This window comes from Streptomyces sp. CA-135486 (assembly GCF_050936555.1).
Taxonomy (GTDB): domain Bacteria; phylum Actinomycetota; class Actinomycetes; order Streptomycetales; family Streptomycetaceae; genus Streptomyces.
In genome coordinates this window covers 3293630-3311444 of the sequence record NZ_JBNJMM010000001.1, presented here as the reverse complement: position 1 = coordinate 3311444, position 17815 = coordinate 3293630, and the positions used below count along the sequence as shown (strand labels likewise).

Below are 17815 nucleotides of genomic sequence, written 5' to 3'. Positions count from 1 at the left end.
TGCTCGCAGCCGCTTCCGCGGGGTGCCCGGACCCGGCCCTGAGCGCACCATGAAGTCATGGACGCATCGATCGGTGACTTCAGCTCACCAGGGCGCCTCGCCGCGCCCGGCGAAGGCATCGGCCTGGACGAGCTGGCCCTTGCGGCCCGTAACCACGGGCTGCCGCTGGAGGCGCTGCGCTACGACCTCACGCCGGACGGACTGCACTACCTGCTGATCCACTACGACATCCCCGCCGCCTCCGCCGACGAGTGGGAGCTCACGGTCGGCGGCCGGGTGCGCACGCCGCTGACCCTGGACATGCGGCGGCTGCGGTCCCTGGCTGCCGTCACCCAGCGCGTCACGATGGAGTGCGCGGGCAACGGCCGGGCCCGTCTGGAGCCACGGCCGGTGAGCCAGCCGTGGCTGGTCGAGGCGGTCGGCACCGCCGAGTGGACCGGGGTGCCGCTGCGCACCGTGCTCGCCGAGGCCGAGCCGGACACAGACGCCGTCGAGGCCGTATTCACCGGAGCCGACCACGGTGTCGAACGCGGCGTCGAGCAGGACTACCGGCGCAGCCTCCCGCTGCCCCTGGCCACCGGCGACGATCCCGAGGTGCTTCTCGCGTACGCGATGAACGGCCGCCCTCTGCCACCGCAGCACGGACATCCGCTCCGGCTGATCGTCCCCGGGTGGTACGGCATGGCGCATGTGAAATGGCTGCGCGACATCACGCTGACCGACACCCCCTACACCGGATTCCAGCAGGCGACGGCGTACCGCTACCGGCAGTCGGCCGACGATCCCGGGGAGCCGGTCACCAAGATCGCCCCACGGGCCCTGATGGTCCCGCCCGGATTTCCCGACTTCATGTCCCGCAACCGTGTCGTACGTCCCGGCGAGGTACGCCTGGAGGGCCGGGCCTGGTCCGGCCGGGCGCCGGTGGCAAGGGTGGAGGTGAGCACCGACGGCGGCGGCTCCTGGAGCGAGGCCGGCCTCTCCCCCGAGGACGGGCACCGGTGGGCCTGGCGGCGCTGGCAGACGTCCTGGGCCGCGACGCCGGGCAGCCATGTGCTCGCCGTCCGCGCCACCGACGCGGACGGCCACACACAGCCCCTGACACAGCCGTGGAACCGCGGCGGGTTCGCCAACAACCTCGTCCAGCGGGTCCGGGTCCTGTGCCTGGAGGACGGCTGAGCCGTCCGCCGTGGCGACTGAGCCGTCCGCCGTGGCGACTGAGCCCTCCGACGTGCGAGCGCCGCGAGGGGCAGGAAGACTGGAGTCATGGCCACCAAGGCAAAGGCGTTCCTGGAGGGTGGTCCGGACGATCTGCCCGAGCGCATCGTCCCGATCACCCCTCCCGGATACGACCTCAAGATTCCGTACCTCGGCGGGTACGAGCACTTCAAGGCGACGCCTCGGCACAAGGAGACCGATGAGGGACGGCTGACTGTCTACGAGTGGTGGGAACGGACAGAGGTCCCCGGATAGCGTCCGTCCGGCATCACCCCGCGGCGTCGAGCCTTGCCCGCTGCTCCGCCGTCAGGTCCACGTCCACCGCGCCCAGGCTCTCGTCGAGCTGCGCCACCGAGGAGGCGCCGACCAGCGGGGCGGCGCTGCGGCCGGCTGATAGGTGCGGACCCGCCTGGTTCGTCCGTCACTTCGACTGATCGGGCCGGCCGCCACCGAGCTCGCCCGGAGTGACGTGCTCTCCCGGCCTCGAAAGCTCATCGACCGCGTCGACGCCCACCACCGCGCCGGTGCGCTTCTTGCCTCCGCGCCGCAGCCGGCGCTCGAGCCAGCTCGCGAAGGTGGTGAGCGCGAAGTTCAGCAGGACGAAGACCACGGCGACGATGGTGAAGCTGGCGATGGTGTTCGCTCCGTAGTTCGCGCTCATCGGGCGGACCGACGCCAGCAGTTCGGAGAAGCCGAGCAGCGCGCCGCCGAGCGCGGTGTCCTTCACGATGACCACCATCTGGCTGACGATCGCGGGAAGCATCGCGGTGATCGACTGCGGCAGCAGCACAGACCGCATCGTCTGCCCCTTGCGCATGCCGATCGCCTTGGCCGCGTCGGTCTGCCCCGTGGGGAGGGAGAGAATGCCCGCCCGTACGATCTCGGCGAGCACCGAGGCGTTGTAGAGGACGAGACCGGTGACCACCGCGTAGAGCGGCCGGCTGTCGGGACTGATGTCGGTGTACTGGGCGTACGCCGCGTTCGCGAAGAGCATCAGGATCAGCACCGGGATGGCGCGGAAGAACTCCACGACCGTGCCGGCCGCGCCCCGTACCCACCAGTGGTCGGAGAGCCGGGCGATACCGAAGAACGCCCCGAGCGGCAGCGCGATGACCATGGCCAGGGCGGCGGCCTTGAGCGTGTTCCTGAGTCCCGGCACCAGGTATGTCGACCAGGCGCGGGAGTCTGTGAAGAACGGCTTCCACTTGATCCATTCGAGCTGGTTCTTGTCCATGAGGCTCAGGACCACCCACCAGACCACCGCCGCGAGCGCGACCAGGAACACCACCGTGAACAGCACATTGCGCCGCTTGGCGCGCGGCCCCGGGGCGTCGTAGAGGACGGAGGTCATCGCTTCACCGCCGCCTTCTTGCTCACCCAGCCGAGGAACAGTCCGGTCGGGAGCGTCAGGCAGATGAATCCGAACGCGAAGATGGCGGAGATGAGAATGAGCTGAGCCTCGTTCTCGATCATTACCCGCATCAGCGCCGCGGCCTCGGCCACACCGATAGCGGCGGCCACGGTGGTGTTCTTGATCAGTGCGATCAGCACGTTCGCCAGCGGACCCACCACGGAGCGGAATGCCTGCGGAAGAACGACCAGTCTCAGGACCTGGGAGAAGCTCAGGCCGATGGCACGTGCTGCCTCCGACTGACCGATGGGCACGGTGTTGATGCCGGACCGCAGCGCCTCACACACGAAAGCGGATGTGTAGGCGATCAGGCCGAGCACGGCGAGCCTGAAGTTGATGGTCTTGAAGTTGTCCGAGCCGAGACTGACGCCGAGCGTCTGGAAGAGGCCCAGCGAGGTGAAGACGATGATCACCGTCAGCGGGATGTTCCGCACCACGTTGACGTAGGAGGTGCCGAAGCCGCGCATCAGGGGCACAGGGCTGACCCGCATGGCCGCCAGGAGCGTTCCCCAGATCAGGGCGCCGACGGCGGAGTAGAAGGAGAGCTGCACCGTCACCCAGAAGGCCCCCAGGATGTTGTAACCCTCAAGAAAGTCGAACACGATCTCCCGGCCTTCCGCGTGTGTGAAGCCTTCCCCGTGAGTGAAGGGCGAGGCGCGCCGCCGCGACGGGCGGCGCGCCGGTCAGGCACCCGCTTCAGCTGACGATGACGCCGATCTTCGGTGCGGGCTCGTTCTTGTAGCCGGCCGGGCCGAGGTTCTTGTTGACGTACTCCTGCCAGGAGCCGTCCTGGACCATCTTCTCCAGGGCGGTGTTGATCTTGGCCTTGAGATCGCTGCCCTTCTCGACACCGATGCCGTAGTTCTCGTTGCTCAGCTTGAAGCCGCCCAGCTTGAACTTGCCCTTGAACTCGGGCTGCGCGGCGTAGCCGGCGAGGATCGCGTCATCGGTGGTCAGGGCGTCGATGACCTTGTTCTCCAGGCCGGTCAGGCACTCGGAGTAGCCGCCGTACTCCTGCAGCTGGGCCTGCGGCGCGATCTTCGTCTTGACGTTCTGCGCGGAAGTGGACCCGGTGACCGAGCAGAGCTTCTTGTTGTTCAGGTCTTCGGGCTTCTTGATGGAGTTGTCGTCCGCCCGGATCAGGACGTCCTGGTGCGCCAGCAGGTAGGGGCCGGCGAAGTCGACCTTCTTCTGCCGCTCCGGTGTGATCGAGTAGGAGGCCACGATGTAGTCGACATCGCCGCGCTGGAGCAGCGTCTCGCGGTCGGCGCTCTTGGCTTCCTTCCACTCGATGTCGCTGGGCTTGTAGCCGAGCTGCTTGGCCACATACGTCGCCACATCGACATCGAGCCCCGTGTACTTGCCGTCCGGGGTCTTCAGGCCGATGCCTGGCTGATCGAACTTGATGCCAACAGTGATCGTTTTGTCACTGCTGCCCGACGTGCTCGTGCTGCTGTCGTCGGATCCACAGGCCGTGGCGGTCAGAGACAGCGCGAGCGCGGCGGCTGCTGCGGCAGAAACCATACGAAGCTTCATGGTGATCATCCCTAGTGCTCAAGGGTCCGGCTCAGTGGTGAAGGATCTTCGAAAGGAAGTCCTTGGCTCGATCGCTGCTCGGATTGCTGAAGAACTGATCGGGCGTCGTCTCTTCCACGATCCGGCCGTCCGCCATGAAGACCACACGGTTGGCGGCCGAACGGGCGAATCCCATCTCATGGGTGACAACGACCATCGTCATTCCGTCCCGCGCGAGCTGCTGCATGACCTCCAGCACCTCATTGATCATCTCCGGGTCGAGCGCGGATGTCGGCTCGTCGAAGAGGATGACCTTCGGGTCCATGGCCAGCGCTCTGGCGATCGCCACGCGTTGCTGCTGGCCGCCGGAGAGCTGCGCGGGGTACTTGTCCGCCTGGTTGGCGACACCCACCCGGTCGAGCAGCTGGCGAGCCCGCTCCTCGGCGGCCTTCTTGTCCTTCTTGCGGACCTTGACCTGGCCGAGTGTCACGTTCTGCAGCACGGTCTTGTGGGCGAAGAGATTGAAGGACTGGAAGACCATGCCCACGTCGGCCCGCAGTGCGGCGAGCTCACGGCCCTCGGCGGGCAGGGGCTTGCCGTCGATGTAGATCTCGCCCGAGTCGATGGTCTCCAGGCGGTTGATGGCGCGGCACAGTGTGGACTTCCCGCCGCCGGACGGCCCGATGACGACGACAACCTCGCGCTCGGCGATGGTCAGATCGATGTCCTGGAGGACATGGAGCGCGCCGAAGTGCTTGTTCACCTTGCGCAGCACGACCAGCCCATTGCCTGTGTCGGGGGTGGAAAATTCCTTGGTCACTGTTACTCCGCTCATCGGCTTCATACTCCGTCCTCCCCGAGGAAGCCGCACGCCGAAAAACGCCGTGAGGGCCCGCCGGACGTGAAGCGTGCTTCACGTCCGGCGGGCCCTCACGAGCGCTGTGCGCAGGCCCTCACGACGCCTATTTGACGGAGCCCGCCATCACCCCCTGGACGAAGTGCCGCTGGAAGGCGAAGAAGACGACCAGCGGCACCACCACGGACAGGAAGGCCCCCGGCGCCAGTACCCCGATGTTGGTGCCGAACTGCCGCATCTCGGACTGCAGGGCGACGGTGAGCGGCTGGGACTCGCTGTCGGCGAAGAGCAGCGCGACCAGCATGTCGTTCCACACCCAGAGGAACTGGAAGATGGCCAGGCTGGCCAGGGCGGGCCGGCCCAGGGGCAGCACCAGACGGGAGAAGATCCGCCACTCCCCGCCGCCGTCCATCCGGGCGGCCTCCAGCATTTCGCGCGGGATCTCGGCGAAGTAGTTGCGGAGCAGGAAGATCGCGAAGGGCAGCCCGTACGCGACATGGAAGAGGATCACACCCGGGATCGTGCCGAACAGTCCGACGGCCCCGAACAGCTTGGCCACGGGCAGCAGCCCGATCTGGACGGGCACCACCAGAAGTCCCACAACTACCAGGAAGATCGCGTTACGGCCGGGAAAGTCCAGCCATGCGAAGGCGTATCCGGCCAGCGCCGCGATTCCCACGACCAGTGCGGTGGCGGGCACCGAGATCAGTACGGTGTTCCAGAAGGCCTGCGTGATTCCGGAGTCTTCGAACAGGGCGGTGTAGTTGTCCAGGGACAGCTGCCCGGGTTCGGTGATCGCCGTCCACCAGCCCTGGGCCGCGTTGTCCTGCTCGGAGCGCATCGAGGACAGGAAGAGACCGGCCAGTGGGGCGATCCAGACCAGCGCGACCACGATCAGGACGGCCTGGACCAGTCCATTGCCGAGCCACTTGGTCAGCCGGTTGGCGGACCGCGGGCGCGGCGGCAGGGCAGGGCCGTGGGCGGAGGCCTTGGCTACCCGCGGAGACGGATTGCGCTCGATGGTGCTGTGGCCGCTCATGCTCCGCTCCTTCGGAAGCGCCGGACGTTGAAGATCATCGCGGGTACGACCAGCAGGAGGAGCAGCACGCTGAGGGCGCTGCCGAGTCCCTGGTTGTTGCCGCCGCCGAAGGACACCAGCCACATCCGGGTCGCCAGGACATTGGCCTCTTCCTGGACCGGTCCCGGCGCGATGATGTAGACGAGGTCGAAGACCTTCATCACATTGATCACCAGGGTCACGAAGACCACGGTGAGCACCGGTGCGAGCAGCGGCACCGTGATCTTCCGGAAGATCTGCCACTCGGTGGCGCCGTCCATCCGGGCCGCCTCCAGAGCGTCCCGCGGCAGGGAGGCGAGTCCCGCCCCGATCAGCACCATCGAGAAGCCGGTCCAGATCCACAGATAGGCACCGATGATCGCCGGTGTGACCAGGGCGGGGCCGAGCCAGGAAATGCCCTGGTAGGGGGCGGCGAAGTTGTCCGCCGGAAGCTGGACGGTGTACGAACCGGCTTCCAGACCACGGAAGTTGAACGAGCCGTCCGCAGCGGTGGTGGCCTTCGCGGCCACCTTTCCGTCACGTACCGCCTCGACCAGCATCCCCGGCAGACCCTTCTCCGCCGGATCGACCTTGCCCGGCTTCCCACCGCCGCCGGGGGTGAAGTCCAGATAGACCACGCCCCGTACCTCGTCCGCGGCGGGCGCCGCGGACGAGGCGGCCTGTGCGGGCTTGGCGCCGGAAGGAATCTTGTCCGGTGCCACTCCCACGAAGCCGAGACTGACGGACTTGCCGGGGCTGACCGCTTCGCTCGTACGGTAGGCACCGCTCGCGGCCTTGGTCAGGCCCTGGTCGTCCCGGGCCCTGGCGGTGGGATAGGCGGAACGGTCGTCGAAGGCGTCATGGATGCCGACGGCCACCGCATTGAGCACGCCCCGGTCCGGGTCCTCCTCGTACGCCAGCCGGAAGATGATGCCGGCAGCGAGGAACGACACGGCCATGGGCAGGAACAGCACGAGCTTGAACGCGGTCGCCCAGCGCACCTTCTCGGTGAGTACCGCGAGCACCAGGCCGAGACCGGTCAGCAGCACCGGAGCCACGACGACCCAGATGGTGCTGTTGCGGATCGCCTTGAGCGTCGCGGGATCGCTGAATATCTCGGCGTAGTTCTCGCCGCCGACGAATCGGTCGCCGCTCGCGTCGAAGAGGCTGCGGCCGGCGGAGAACAGCACCGGGTAGACGACCAGTGCGCCGAGCAGCAGCAGGGCGGGCAGCACGAACACCACCGCGATATTGCGCTGCCTGCGCTGGGCCCGCCGCCGCGGATTCGCGGCGGGGGCGGATGTGGTGACAGCCATGGTGTGCGGCCTCAGCTCTTGTACGCCTTGGCGGCCGCGGCTTCCAGCTTGGCCGCGGTGGCCTTCGGGTCCGAGGGGTCGCGCAGGAAGTCCTGGAGGAGCTTCCACTCCCCCGCGCCCTTGGTCCCGCCGAACGCGGCAGGTGCCTGGTCGGACATGTCGAAGCGGACCGTGTCACCCGCGTCGACCAGCGACTTGGCCGTGGCGCGGGTGGTGTCGTCGGCGTACGAGGCGAGGTCCACGTCCTTGTTGGGGGAGATGAAACCGCCGGCGCCGGCCCAGACCGAAGCCGCTTCGGGAGTGGCCAGGAACTCGAGCAGCCGCTGCGCCCCCTTCTGGTTCTTGCCGTCCTTGAGGACCACGGCCGCGTCGCCGCCGCTCACCACCGGTGCCTTGCCGCTGTCGACGGCCGGGAACGGGAAGAACTTGGCGTCCTCGCCGAGCTTCTTGCCGAAGTCGTCCTTGGCCATGCCGCCGACGAAGTCGCCCTCGTAGACCATGCCGGCCTTGGGCTCGGGTCCGAAGACCTGCTCGATCGAGCCCGGGAAGTCGGTGCGCAGCGCGCCGTTCGCGCCGCCGGCGACGAGCTTCTTGTCCTTGAACACCTCACCCAGGGTGGTGAGTGCCTTGACCACGCTGGCGTCGGTCCACGGCAGGGTGTGGGCCGCCAGCTGGTCGTACTTCTCGGGTCCCGCCTGGGAGAGGTAGATGTTCTCGAACCAGTCGGTGAGGGTCCAGCCGTCCTCACCGGCGACGGAGAAGGCGGGCAGTCCCGAGTCGGAGAGCGTGCGGCCGGCCTTGAGCAGGTCCGCGTAGCTCTTGGGCTCGGTCACTCCGGCCTGCTGGAACGCGCTCGGGCTGTACCAGACGGTCGACTTGTGGGCCGCCTTGAAGTAGAGGCCGTAGTACGTCTTGTCGACGGTGCCGTAGTTCTTCCACACCTCGGCGAGGTTGGCGCCCGCGGTCGTCTCGGTCTTCTTCGACAGCGGTGCGAGCCAGCCCTCCTTGGCGAACTGCTGGAGTACACCGACCTGCGGCACCAGGGCCACGTCCGGCGCGTTCCCGCCCTCGATCTTGCTGCCGACGAAGGTGGAGACGTTGTCGCCGGTGGGCACGAAGACGGTCTTGGCGCCGGTCTGCTCGGTGAAGGCGTCCAGGACCTTCTTGAAGTTCTTCTGCTCGCTGCCGGTCCAGACTCCGGCCACGGTCACGGTCTGGCCGTTCAGTTCCTTGCCGCCGCTCGCCGGTCCCGGCGAGCCGCCGCACGCCGTCGCGCCGAGGGTGAGGGCGAGCACCGCCGATGCGGCCGCCGCGGTCCGGGTGGTGGTGAGTCGTCGCATGGTGAAGTCCTTTCGATTCAAGGGTGTGTTCAGGAGGTGGGGCAGTCGCCGGTCCACCACGCGGCGGTCGCTCCGGGGAGCACACCGTCCGGGCAGGGGCCGCTGGAGAGGAGCGGGGTGCCCGCGACGGGGGCGGGCACGGGGTCGGTACCGAAGTTGACCGCGCAGATCAGCCCGTCGCCGCGGACCATGGCCAGCACCTGCGGGGGCGACTCCAGCCAGCGCAGGCCGCCCTCGCCCAACTGGGGCAGGCTGTGCCGCAGTTGAAGTCCGTCGCGGTAGAGGTGCCAGAACGAGCGGGTGTCGGCCAGCGCCCGGTCGGTGGCGTGTTCGGCGAACCAGTCCGGCTGCGGCAGCCAGGGCCGGGCACCCGCCGCACCCTGGCTGAAGCCGAACGGGGAAGCGTGGCCCGACCAGGGCAGCGGCACCCGGCAGCCGTCCCGGATGCGGGCGCGGCTGCCGGTGCGGTGGAAGATCGGGTCGGTGAGCACCTCGTCCGGCAGGTCCAGGACTTCCGGGAGGCCGAGCTCCTCGCCCTGGTAGACGTACGCGGCGCCGGGCAGTGCCAGCATCAGCAGGGCGGCGGCGCGGGCACGCGCGGCACCGAGTCCGCTGCCCTCCACGCCGGGCTCGCCCGCGTAGCGGGTGACGGTACGCACCTGGTCGTGGTTGTTGAGCACCCAGGTGACGGTGGAGCCCGTCCCGGCGATGTCGCGTATCGCCTCCGTGATGGTCGTCCGGAAGGCTTCGGCGTCCCAGGGGGCGCTGAGCAGATCGAAGAAGAACGCCTGGTGCAGCTCGTCGGGCCGTACATACTCGGCGTGTTCGCGCGCCGTCGGTACGGAGACCTCGCCGACGAGCAGCCGCTCGTGGCCGTCCCGGGCTGCGTACTCCTCGCACACGGACCGCCAGCGGCGCCACACCTGGTGGACCTCGGGCTGGTTCCAGGCCAGCGGGTTCACCGAGTCCCGGGACCGCTCGTCGGCGGCGGGGTCGTCCGAGTCGGGCAGCTCGGGGTGCTTGAAGAGACCGGCGGCGACATCGATGCGGAAACCGTCGACACCCCGGTCCAGCCAGAAGCGCAGTACGCGCTCGAAGGAGTCGCCGATCTCGGGGTTGCGCCAGTTCAGGTCGGGCTGCTCCGGGGTGAACAGGTGCAGATACCACTGTCCCGGCGTGCCGTCGGGCTCGGTGACCCGGCTCCAGGCCGGCCCGCCGAACATCGCACGCCAGTTGTTGGGGGGCTCGGCGCCGTCCGGTCCGCGGCCGTCCGCGAAGTGGAAGCGGCCGCGGGCGGCGCTGCCGACAGGCGCGGTGAGCGCTTCGCGGAACCACGGGTGCTCGCTGGAGCAGTGGTTGGGGACGATGTCGAGCAGCAGCTTGAGTCCGAGCCGGCGGGCGTCGGCCATCAGCAGGTCGAACTCGGCCAGGTCGCCATAGACGGGGTCGACGTCGCAGTAGTCGGCGACGTCGTAGCCGTGGTCGTGCTGCGGCGACGGATAGAACGGGCTGAGCCAGATCCCGTCGACACCGAGCTTCCTCAGGTACGGAAGTCCGGCTCGTACGCCGGCCAGATCACCGATGCCGTCGCCCGTGCTGTCGAGGAAGCTGCGGACGTACACCTGGTAGATCACCGCGTCACGCCACCATGCGGTGGCCGTGCGGGAGGGGTGGCCGAGGGGGGCCGGAAGAGCAGTGAGCATCTCGCGCTGACCTGTTCCTGCTGGATGCGAGAGCGCCCCAGAGTGGGTGCGCCGTTATGCATGCATGTTAAGTAGCGATGACGGCAAGGTGTCAACGATGCTGCACAAAGCGGCCCTGATATGCCCGGATTTCTAGAGGTATGCACGAGCGGGTCACTACTTAACATGTAAGTAGTGACCCGGTGAAGGAAACGGTCGGACCTCAGCCCTTCCGGGAGATCGATCCCAGCTCACGGGAGAGCCGTGCCACGGCCTGCTGCGGCGTCTGGCGCAGCGCCATCACATCCTGGGCGACGGCCTGCACGGCGAGGCTCACCTGGTCGTAGCGAGGGCTCTTGGGGCGCGGCTCGGCCGCGAGTACGCTCTGCCGCAGCGTCGGCAGATACGGATAAGCCCTGATCAGAGCGGGGTCCTCGTACAACGCGGCGCGCACCGGTGGCAGCGAGCCCTCGGTCAGCACCTGCCGCTGGACGCGCTCGCTGGTGAGATAGGCGATCAGATCGGCTGCCGACTCCGGATGCCGGGAGTGGCTGCTGACAGCGAGATTGGAGCCGCCCAGCACGCTCGTGCCCGGCCCGGCCGGCCCCGGGAGCGGCACGGCGCCGAACTTGCCGGCCACCTTCGACCCCGGCGCGTTGGCCATCGAGTACACATACGGCCAGTTCCGCAGGAAGAGCAGCCGGCCGTCCTGGAAGGCCTGCCGGGACTCCTCCTCCTTGTAGTCCAGAGCCTTCGGGGAGATCCAGCCCTCCCGCACTCCGCCCGCCAGGAAATCGAGGCCGGCCCGGGCCGCGGCGGAGTCCACCGTGACCCTGGCGCCGTCGTCCCGCAGGATCGAGCCGCCCGCCGAGTGAACCGCCTCGGTGGCATTGACCGTCAGCCCCTCGTACGGCAGGAACTGGCCGGCATAGCCGTCCATGCCGTACGTGGGGGCGAGGGTCCTGGCCTGCCGGGCCAGCTCGGGCCAGCTGCGCGGCGGCTGCTCACCCGCCCGCTCGAGGATGTCCTTGCGGTAGTACAGCAACCCGGCGTTGGTGACGTAGGGAACGGCGTACAGACGGCCGTCGAAGGTGGCCGTGTCCACCACGGGCGCCAGGAAGGTGTTGAGCGGGAACCGGTCCCGCTGTACGGGGGAGATCCAGCCCGCCGCCGCGAACTCGGAAGTCCAGGCCACATCTATGTTCAGCACATCGAACCGGTCGCTGCCGGACCGCAGTTCGCTGATCATCTGGGCCCGGGTCTCGTCCGCCGAGTCGGGCAGTTCGAGCAGCGTCACCTTTTCCTTCGGATGGCTGCGGTTCCAGTCGCTGAGCAGTGGACCGAGATAGTCGGTCAGATCGCCCGCCGTCACCAGCGTCATGGGGCCGCGGCCCCTGGGGGCCGTCGCCGGCTGGGTGCTGAAGCCCGCGTAGCCCGCGAGGAGCACGGCGAGAACGAGGAGTCCCCTACCGGCGGCGTGCATCCACCGCATAGGTTCCTCCCAGTGCACCGATCCGGCCGCGACGCCGTCCCATGTGGCCTATGTATACCCGTTAGGCATGGGCGATACTAGATGTCCAGGCGGAGAAGGCAGGTGGCGCAAACCACAGCCCGTATCCGAGCCAACAAGAAACTATGGACCGGGAGGGAGGGGAGCGCGTGCGGCTGCCGCTCCTGGCACTCCTCACCCGTGGCCCGGCCCACGGTTACGAGCTCAAACAGGACCTTGAGAAGCTCCTGGGCGCCGCGTACCCTCAGCCGAACGTCGGCCAAATCTATGTCACCCTCGGTCGGCTGGAAAAGGCCGGTCTGATCGCCGGCGAGGACGTCGAGCAGTCGGGCAGACCCAATAAGCGTACGTACCGGCTCACCGACGCGGGACACGAGGCCGTACGCGCCTGGTTCGAAGAGACCACGATCGAGCCGCGGGTCCGGGACGAGTTCTTCATGAAGGTCGCCCTTGCCCCGCAGTCCGGACTCGCCGACCCGATCGCACTGATCAACAGGCAGCGGCGGCAGTACTTGAACACCATGCGTGATCTGTCGAAGCTGGCCGCGGCCGAGGACCGTGACAACAAGGTCTCCCAGCTGCTGATCGAAGGCGCGATGCTGCATCTGCAGGCCGACCTCGACTGGCTGGAACGCTGTCAGGAGGAGCTGGAATGAGCGACGACGACGCCGCTCCCGCCGTGCTGGGCGCAGCCGGCGCCGCACCCGTTTCGGGGGACCCGGTGCCGATCGTGCGCGCCGAGCGTCTGACCAAGACCCATCGTGGCGAAGGCGCGCCCGTGCACGCCGTACGCGGAGTGGATCTGACCGTTCAGCCCGGCGAGTTCGTTGCCGTCACCGGCCCCTCCGGCGCCGGCAAGTCCACACTGCTGCATCTGATCGGCGGGCTGCAGCGACCCGACAGCGGCAGTCTCTGGCTCGACGGCCGCCGGGTGGACGCGTACCGCGAGGCCCGCTGGGCGGTGCTGCGCCGCCGGAGCATCGGCATCGTCTTCCAGTTCTTCAATCTGGTCTCCGACCTGACCGTCGCCGACAACGTCGAACTGCCGGCGCTGCTGGCCGGCGCCTCGCCCAAGGCAGCCCGGGAGAGCCGGGCCGAACTGCTCGCCGAACTCGGCCTCGAAGGCAGAGAGCGATCCCTGCCCGGCGAGCTCTCCGGCGGCGAGCAGCAGCGCGTCGCCCTGGCCAGAGCACTGGTGAACCATCCCGCGCTGCTGCTCGCCGACGAACCGGCCGGCAGCCTGGACAGCAAGGGCACCCGAGAAGTGCTCCGGCTGCTCTCCCGCTTCCATCAGCGCGGCCAGACCATTCTGCTCGTCACGCATGACGCCCGGGTGGCCAGCGCGGCCGACCGCGTCATCAGCTTCTTCGACGGGCGAATAGCCGACGACGCTGCTCTCGACGCGGGCCACCGGACCACCGGCCGCGGAGTCTCCGGCGTGCTCGAACTGAAGGAGTGACCGTGCGGGCCACTCTTCGCTGGGCGCACGCCGATCTGAGGGCACACCGCGGGCAGTCGGTCTTCGTCGTCCTGGCCAGCGCCGGCATCATCGCCTCGCTGCTGCTCGCCGTGGCTCTGTTCAGCTACGCCGCCAACCCCTGGCAGCGGATCTTCACCCAGTCCCATGGCGCGCATGTCTGGCTCCACACGCAGGGCGCAGCCGAGACGGAGGCGCTGTCCGGTCTTGACGGCGTCGCCGGTGTCTCGGGGCCGTATCGCACGGGTCGTGCCACGCTCGAGTCCCGAGGCGTCCGGGCGAGCGTGTCCCTGCGCGCGACGGGCACCAGGCCGCCGGAGATCGCCCGGCCACTCGTCACCGCCGGCCACTGGCTCGACACACAGTCGGACGGTGTCGTACTGGAAAGCTCAGTCGCACGCGTGCTGTGGGCGGAGCCGGGCGACATCCTGACCGTCGCGGGAGCGAGCGGCGCGGCCCACACCCTCCAGGTCGCCGGTGTCGCCGAGGCCGCGGAACCCCGCTACCGGCCGGGCGGCGAGCCCGGTATCGGCTGGGTGCTGCCCGGCACGCTCGACCGCATCGCACCCCGGAGCACCGGGCAGAGCGTGGGGCTGCGTCTCGAGGATCCTGCCGACATCGACTTCACCGTCCAGCAGGCCGTCACCCGGCTCGGCGCCGACCGTGTCACCGAGGTGACCAAATGGCAGCAGGCGCGGGCCGAGGCCGGAAGCGACGACCGACTGCTCGGGCAGCTGTTCGCCGTATTCGGTCTGGGGTCGCTGCTGGCCGCCGCGCTCGCCGCATCCGGAGCGATCAGCGCCCGCATCCGCGGACAGTTGAGGGACATCTCCATCCTCAAGGCGATCGGGTTCACGCCGGGCCAGGTGGTACGCGGCTTTCTCGTCCAGCACCTCGCCTTCGCGCTGCTCGGGGTCACCCTGGGCACCGCGGCGATCGCGCTCGTCGGTTCCCGGATACCCGGCAGGATCGGGGAGGCGGCCGGGGTGTGGCAGGACCTGCCAGGGCACACCGCATTGATGATCGGCGTGCCGAGCGGTGCGGTGCTGCTGATCGCGACCGCCACCGGTCTCGCCGCCTGGCGGGCGGGCCGGGTGCCGCCGGTGCCCGTCGCCCGGGCGGCGCTTCCGGCGGCCTCACCGATGACCGGTCTCGGCCGCCGGGCGCTCGGCATGCGGGTGCCGCCCGCGCTGGTGCTCGGATGGCGGGCCGCGTTCCCCCGGCGGCCGCGCACGGTGATCACCGTGGCCCGGCTCGCACTGCCGCTGCTCATGATCACGGTTGCGCTCGTGGCCTGGTCCACCCTGGACATGTTCCGCAGCCGCCCCGCGGACATGGGGGTGCCCGCGGCGCTGACCGTGCGGGCCGAACAACCCGGCGGCCTGACCGGCCGGGAGCTGGGCCGGGCGCTGACCACGCCCCCGGACGTCGGCGCGGCCCACCCCGGCGTGGAGGTCGCGGCCCTGGTGCCGGGACAGACCGGCACCATCACCCTGCGCGGACTCGGCACCGCCCGCGCCCCCTATCCCTTCACCGTCGCCGAGGGGCGTGCCGCCACCGGGCTCGACGAGGCGGTCGCGGGCCAGGGACTGCTCGACCTGCTGGATGTGCGGGTGGGTGACTGGGTCCGGATGACGGTGGAAGGGCGGCCGCAGATCCTGCACATCGTCGGGCGCAGCATCGAACCGGAAGCCGGCGGCCGGGTGATCTCGACGACGGTCGACACACTCCGGGAACGCGATCCCTCACTGCGGCCGGACTTCTACCATCTCGTCCTGCGACCGGGCGCGGATCCCCGGGCGGTGAGCAGCGCTCTCGCCGAGGCGGCCGGAGGCGCCCTGGAAATCCGCGAGACGCCCAACCCGGCGGACCGGCTGGAACCGGCGCGGGCCGTGATCGCGGCCCTCATCGGAGTGCTTGCCCTGATCGGGCTCACCGAGCTGCTGACGCTCATCGGCACCAGTGTCCGCGACCGCGGCCGTGATCTGCTCGCGCTCAAGGCCATTGGCCTGACGCCTCGTCAGATCAGCGCGACGATCGTCACGGCCGCCGGATTCACGGCACTGCTGGCCGCCGCGCTCGGCACGGGTCTTGGGGTGCTGTCCGGCAGCTGGCTGGTGGACACCCAGGGCCGCTCCAGCGGGATGGGCGGGGGCATCGCGCATGTCCCGCCCGCACTGTTGCTTGCTTCGGTGGCGGCGGGCGCGGTGCTGGGCGCCGTGGTGGCCGCGGCGGTACCGGCGACCCGGACCGCGCGGCGACGCCTGGCGGATTCCCTGACCGAGACACTCTGAGGGACTGCCGCGGCCCACAGTGCCGCGGTTTACGGTGCCGCGTCGGGCCAGCCGTACGCGGAGATCGTACGCTCACCCATCGGCCCGGCACCCACCGCCTCCAGGTCCCGGTCCGCGACCCGCATCAGCTGCCCCGCGAGGTCCCGCATCGCGCGGCCTGCCGCGAGTTCGTCGCCGATCGCGGGGATGTCCACGTCCTGGGGGTTGCAGTGAGCGGTTCCGTGGCCGGTCAGCGTCGCGGTGCCGGTCTCCAGCACCGCCGTGGCCTTCGTCGTGCCTTCCTCCTCGACCAGGGACAGGCCGACCTTCCACTCCAGCGTCCGTGTCATGGCCTACCTCCTCGCCCGCGCCGCGCCGCGGTGGGCCGGCGCACTGCCGTCCTGTCTCCAGGATCCACCCGCGCCCGCCCGGCCGCGAGACTCGCCGAGAGCCGTGGTCGCCCCTCCGGAGGCCTTCGCCGAGGACAAGAGGCCGCAGGGCTTCCTGCCGGCCCGCAAACCGGCGGACTCCGGGCGGTAGAAACCGTCAACTCCCGCTTGGTCCAGACCTATTGACGATAGGTCTGGACCAACTTACCGTCGGGTCGGGGGCCGGGCACGGCGAGAAGGGAGCACAACATGATCGGTCGGAGGTTACGCCTGCTGGGCGTCGGCCTGGCGGTGGCGTGCGCCGTGCAGTTGCCGGCCGCCGCGGCCCCGAGCGCACCACGGGCCGACACCTGCGCGGTGAAGCCGAAGCCCTCGGGCAAGGTGCTCCAGGGCTACTGGGAGAACTGGGACGGCGCCGCCAACGGCGTTCACCCGCCCTTTGGATGGACCCCGATCACCGACACCCGCATCCGTGATCACGGCTACAACGTGGTCAATGCGGCATTCCCGGTCATCCGCTCGGACGGCACCGTCCTGTGGGAGAACGGAATGGACGCGACGGTGAAGGTCGCGACCCCGGCCGAGATGTGCCAGGCCAAGGCCGCCGGTCTCACCATCCTGCTGTCCATCGGAGGTGCGGCGGCCGGGATCGACCTCAGCTCCCGCACCGTCGCCGACCGGTTCATCCAGACGGTCGTGCCGATCCTCAAGGCGTACAACTTCGACGGCATCGACATCGACATCGAGACGGGCCTCGTGGGCAGCGGCAACATCAACCAGCTGTCGACCTCACAGGCCAACCTCGTGCACATCATCGACGGCGTGCTCGCCCAGATGCCCTCGAACTTCGGCCTGACGATGGCGCCCGAGACCGCCTACGTCACCGGTGGCAGCGTGGCCTACGGCTCGATCTGGGGCGCGTACCTGCCCATTGTGAAGAAGTACGCGGACAACGGCCGGCTCTGGTGGCTGAACATGCAGTACTACAACGGCAGCATGTACGGGTGCTCCGGCGACTCGTACTCTGCCGGCACCGTCCAGGGGTTCACCGCGCAGACGGACTGCCTGAACAAGGGACTTGTCGTCCAGGGCACCACGATCAAGGTTCCTTACGGCAAGCAGGTTCCGGGACTGCCCGCCCAACCGGGCGCGGGAGGCGGCTATATGTCGACAGGTCTGGTGTCGCAGGCGTGGAAGAACTACAGCAACACCTTGAAGGGCCTGATGACCTGGTCGATCAACTGGGACGGGTCGAAGGGGTGGACGTTCGGGAACAACGTCAAGGCTCTGCAGGGCCGCTGAGGCCGGCGGGGGACGAGCGCCCGGGCCCCGGCAGCCGCGTGATCACGCCTGGCCGGCCGGCTCCGTCCGGGAAGGCGCCGTGATGTGGTACGCCTTGCGCAACGCCTCATGCACGGTCCATGTGGTCCGGTCCCCCTCGCGCAGCACGCACGCGTCGCCGGGGCCGACGTCGAAGGTGGGGCCGTCTTCGACGGCGATGGTGGCCCGGCCGCTGACGACGACGAACAGTTCGTTCGCCTCGGTGTCGGTCACCACGCCGGGGGTGATCTGCCAGATCCCCCGGATCTGCTGACCGTCCTCCGACTCCCAGAGCACCAGTCCCGACACCTCGGGGCTGCCCTGCACGATCTGAGCCGGGTCGAGAGGATCCGGCTCCAGGTCTGCGTCGGGGATGTGTACGGCGAAGCTGGTGAACGTGGTCATGGCCCTGACGCTAGGACATGCCGGGTGCCGGGGCCCACGGACACACTGC

Annotated in this window: 18 protein-coding genes and 1 pseudogene; 7 read left to right on the top strand and 12 right to left on the bottom strand. The window is 69.2% G+C overall.

The window, feature by feature from the left end:
- Window positions 1-57 precede the first annotated feature (57 nt).
- Window positions 58-1176 carry a sulfite oxidase gene (locus tag ACQEVG_RS15050; RefSeq protein WP_432982818.1) on the top strand — a complete coding sequence of 373 codons (1119 nt, stop codon included), beginning with the start codon at window positions 58-60 and terminating at the stop codon, window positions 1174-1176.
- Window positions 1177-1263: 87 nt separating this feature from the next.
- Complete coding sequence (locus ACQEVG_RS15045) at window positions 1264-1470, top strand: DUF5988 family protein (protein ID WP_360884937.1); 207 nt, start codon at window positions 1264-1266, stop codon at window positions 1468-1470.
- 13 nt (window positions 1471-1483) lie between these two features.
- Here ACQEVG_RS15045 and ACQEVG_RS15040 read toward each other — a convergent pair.
- From ACQEVG_RS15040 to ACQEVG_RS14995, 10 genes and pseudogenes are all read right to left on the bottom strand, one after another.
- Window positions 1484-1588 (bottom strand): annotated as a pseudogene (locus tag ACQEVG_RS15040) (aldo/keto reductase); the annotation flags it as partial.
- A 48-nt stretch (window positions 1589-1636) separates the two neighbouring features.
- Complete coding sequence (locus ACQEVG_RS15035) at window positions 1637-2566, bottom strand: amino acid ABC transporter permease (protein WP_432982814.1); 930 nt, start codon at window positions 2564-2566, stop codon at window positions 1637-1639.
- Window positions 2563-3228, bottom strand: coding sequence for an amino acid ABC transporter permease (locus ACQEVG_RS15030; RefSeq protein ID WP_432982811.1), 666 nt, complete (start codon window positions 3226-3228; stop codon window positions 2563-2565). The genes ACQEVG_RS15035 and ACQEVG_RS15030 overlap by 4 nt, the downstream gene beginning before the upstream one ends.
- A gap of 94 nt (window positions 3229-3322) precedes the next feature.
- On the bottom strand, window positions 3323-4162 hold the full coding sequence (locus ACQEVG_RS15025; RefSeq protein ID WP_432982808.1) for a glutamate ABC transporter substrate-binding protein: 840 nt from the start codon (window positions 4160-4162) through the stop codon (window positions 3323-3325).
- A gap of 31 nt (window positions 4163-4193) precedes the next feature.
- Entirely contained in the window at window positions 4194-4976 is a 783-nt protein-coding gene (locus ACQEVG_RS15020; protein WP_432982805.1) for an amino acid ABC transporter ATP-binding protein, read from the bottom strand.
- A gap of 127 nt (window positions 4977-5103) precedes the next feature.
- Window positions 5104-6036 carry a carbohydrate ABC transporter permease gene (locus tag ACQEVG_RS15015; RefSeq protein ID WP_432982802.1) on the bottom strand — a complete coding sequence of 311 codons (933 nt, stop codon included), beginning with the start codon at window positions 6034-6036 and terminating at the stop codon, window positions 5104-5106.
- Window positions 6033-7370 (bottom strand): carbohydrate ABC transporter permease, encoded by a 1338-nt coding sequence (locus ACQEVG_RS15010; RefSeq protein WP_432982799.1) that lies wholly within the window; start codon window positions 7368-7370, stop codon window positions 6033-6035. The genes ACQEVG_RS15015 and ACQEVG_RS15010 overlap by 4 nt, the downstream gene beginning before the upstream one ends.
- An 11-nt stretch (window positions 7371-7381) precedes the next feature.
- A complete protein-coding gene (locus tag ACQEVG_RS15005; protein WP_432982796.1) occupies window positions 7382-8710 on the bottom strand; it encodes an ABC transporter substrate-binding protein in 1329 nt (442 codons plus the stop codon).
- 29 nt (window positions 8711-8739) lie between these two features.
- Window positions 8740-10413, bottom strand: a complete 1674-nt coding sequence (locus ACQEVG_RS15000) for a glycoside hydrolase family 13 protein (RefSeq protein WP_432982793.1) — start codon at window positions 10411-10413, stop codon at window positions 8740-8742.
- A 202-nt stretch (window positions 10414-10615) separates the two neighbouring features.
- Window positions 10616-11884, bottom strand: a complete 1269-nt coding sequence (locus ACQEVG_RS14995) for an ABC transporter substrate-binding protein (RefSeq protein ID WP_432982790.1) — start codon at window positions 11882-11884, stop codon at window positions 10616-10618.
- Between the two features lie 167 nt (window positions 11885-12051).
- Here ACQEVG_RS14995 and ACQEVG_RS14990 point away from each other — a divergent pair, with 167 nt between their 5' ends.
- Genes ACQEVG_RS14990 through ACQEVG_RS14980 form a run of 3 tightly spaced genes read left to right on the top strand, consistent with a single transcriptional unit; the run spans window position 12052 to window position 15673 of the window.
- Window positions 12052-12558: a PadR family transcriptional regulator gene (locus tag ACQEVG_RS14990; protein ID WP_432982787.1), complete on the top strand. Its 507-nt coding sequence runs from the start codon at window positions 12052-12054 to the stop codon at window positions 12556-12558.
- Window positions 12555-13361: an ABC transporter ATP-binding protein gene (locus ACQEVG_RS14985; protein ID WP_432982784.1), complete on the top strand. Its 807-nt coding sequence runs from the start codon at window positions 12555-12557 to the stop codon at window positions 13359-13361. Before ACQEVG_RS14990 ends, ACQEVG_RS14985 begins: the two co-directional genes overlap by 4 nt.
- A 2-nt stretch (window positions 13362-13363) precedes the next feature.
- Window positions 13364-15673, top strand: a complete 2310-nt coding sequence (locus tag ACQEVG_RS14980; protein ID WP_432982781.1) for an FtsX-like permease family protein — start codon at window positions 13364-13366, stop codon at window positions 15671-15673.
- Between the two features lie 29 nt (window positions 15674-15702).
- Here the strand turns inward: ACQEVG_RS14980 and ACQEVG_RS14975 are convergent, their stop codons facing one another.
- A complete protein-coding gene (locus ACQEVG_RS14975) occupies window positions 15703-16002 on the bottom strand; it encodes a DUF1876 domain-containing protein (protein WP_360875473.1) in 300 nt (99 codons plus the stop codon).
- Here ACQEVG_RS14975 and ACQEVG_RS14970 point away from each other — a divergent pair.
- Window positions 16001-16192: a hypothetical protein gene (locus ACQEVG_RS14970; RefSeq protein WP_432982776.1), complete on the top strand. Its 192-nt coding sequence runs from the start codon at window positions 16001-16003 to the stop codon at window positions 16190-16192. The genes ACQEVG_RS14975 and ACQEVG_RS14970 overlap by 2 nt on opposite strands.
- A gap of 98 nt (window positions 16193-16290) precedes the next feature.
- Window positions 16291-17343: a chitinase gene (locus ACQEVG_RS14965; RefSeq protein ID WP_432982773.1), complete on the top strand. Its 1053-nt coding sequence runs from the start codon at window positions 16291-16293 to the stop codon at window positions 17341-17343.
- A 42-nt stretch (window positions 17344-17385) separates the two neighbouring features.
- Here ACQEVG_RS14965 and ACQEVG_RS14960 read toward each other — a convergent pair whose 3' ends face one another.
- Entirely contained in the window at window positions 17386-17766 is a 381-nt protein-coding gene (locus ACQEVG_RS14960; protein ID WP_432982770.1) for a cupin domain-containing protein, read from the bottom strand.
- Between the last annotated feature and the right edge of the window lie 49 nt (window positions 17767-17815).

What these genes read in the sequence shown, in the direction of transcription:
- ACQEVG_RS15050 (WP_432982818.1), top strand. Translation starts at nt 58, where the DNA reads ATGGACGCATCGATCGGTGACTTCAGCTCACCAGGGCGCCTCGCCGCG.
- ACQEVG_RS15045 (WP_360884937.1), top strand. Translation starts at nt 1,264, where the DNA reads ATGGCCACCAAGGCAAAGGCGTTCCTGGAGGGTGGTCCGGACGATCTG.
- ACQEVG_RS15035 (WP_432982814.1), bottom strand. Translation starts at nt 2,566, where the DNA reads ATGACCTCCGTCCTCTACGACGCCCCGGGGCCGCGCGCCAAGCGGCGC.
- ACQEVG_RS15025 (WP_432982808.1), bottom strand. Translation starts at nt 4,162, where the DNA reads ATGAAGCTTCGTATGGTTTCTGCCGCAGCAGCCGCCGCGCTCGCGCTG.
- ACQEVG_RS15020 (WP_432982805.1), bottom strand. Translation starts at nt 4,976, where the DNA reads ATGAGCGGAGTAACAGTGACCAAGGAATTTTCCACCCCCGACACAGGC.
- ACQEVG_RS15015 (WP_432982802.1), bottom strand. Translation starts at nt 6,036, where the DNA reads ATGAGCGGCCACAGCACCATCGAGCGCAATCCGTCTCCGCGGGTAGCC.
- ACQEVG_RS15010 (WP_432982799.1), bottom strand. Translation starts at nt 7,370, where the DNA reads ATGGCTGTCACCACATCCGCCCCCGCCGCGAATCCGCGGCGGCGGGCC.
- ACQEVG_RS15005 (WP_432982796.1), bottom strand. Translation starts at nt 8,710, where the DNA reads ATGCGACGACTCACCACCACCCGGACCGCGGCGGCCGCATCGGCGGTG.
- ACQEVG_RS15000 (WP_432982793.1), bottom strand. Translation starts at nt 10,413, where the DNA reads ATGCTCACTGCTCTTCCGGCCCCCCTCGGCCACCCCTCCCGCACGGCC.
- ACQEVG_RS14995 (WP_432982790.1), bottom strand. Translation starts at nt 11,884, where the DNA reads ATGCGGTGGATGCACGCCGCCGGTAGGGGACTCCTCGTTCTCGCCGTG.
- ACQEVG_RS14985 (WP_432982784.1), top strand. Translation starts at nt 12,555, where the DNA reads ATGAGCGACGACGACGCCGCTCCCGCCGTGCTGGGCGCAGCCGGCGCC.
- ACQEVG_RS14970 (WP_432982776.1), top strand. Translation starts at nt 16,001, where the DNA reads ATGGCCTACCTCCTCGCCCGCGCCGCGCCGCGGTGGGCCGGCGCACTG.
- ACQEVG_RS14975 (WP_360875473.1), bottom strand. Translation starts at nt 16,002, where the DNA reads ATGACACGGACGCTGGAGTGGAAGGTCGGCCTGTCCCTGGTCGAGGAG.
- ACQEVG_RS14965 (WP_432982773.1), top strand. Translation starts at nt 16,291, where the DNA reads ATGATCGGTCGGAGGTTACGCCTGCTGGGCGTCGGCCTGGCGGTGGCG.
- ACQEVG_RS14960 (WP_432982770.1), bottom strand. Translation starts at nt 17,766, where the DNA reads ATGACCACGTTCACCAGCTTCGCCGTACACATCCCCGACGCAGACCTG.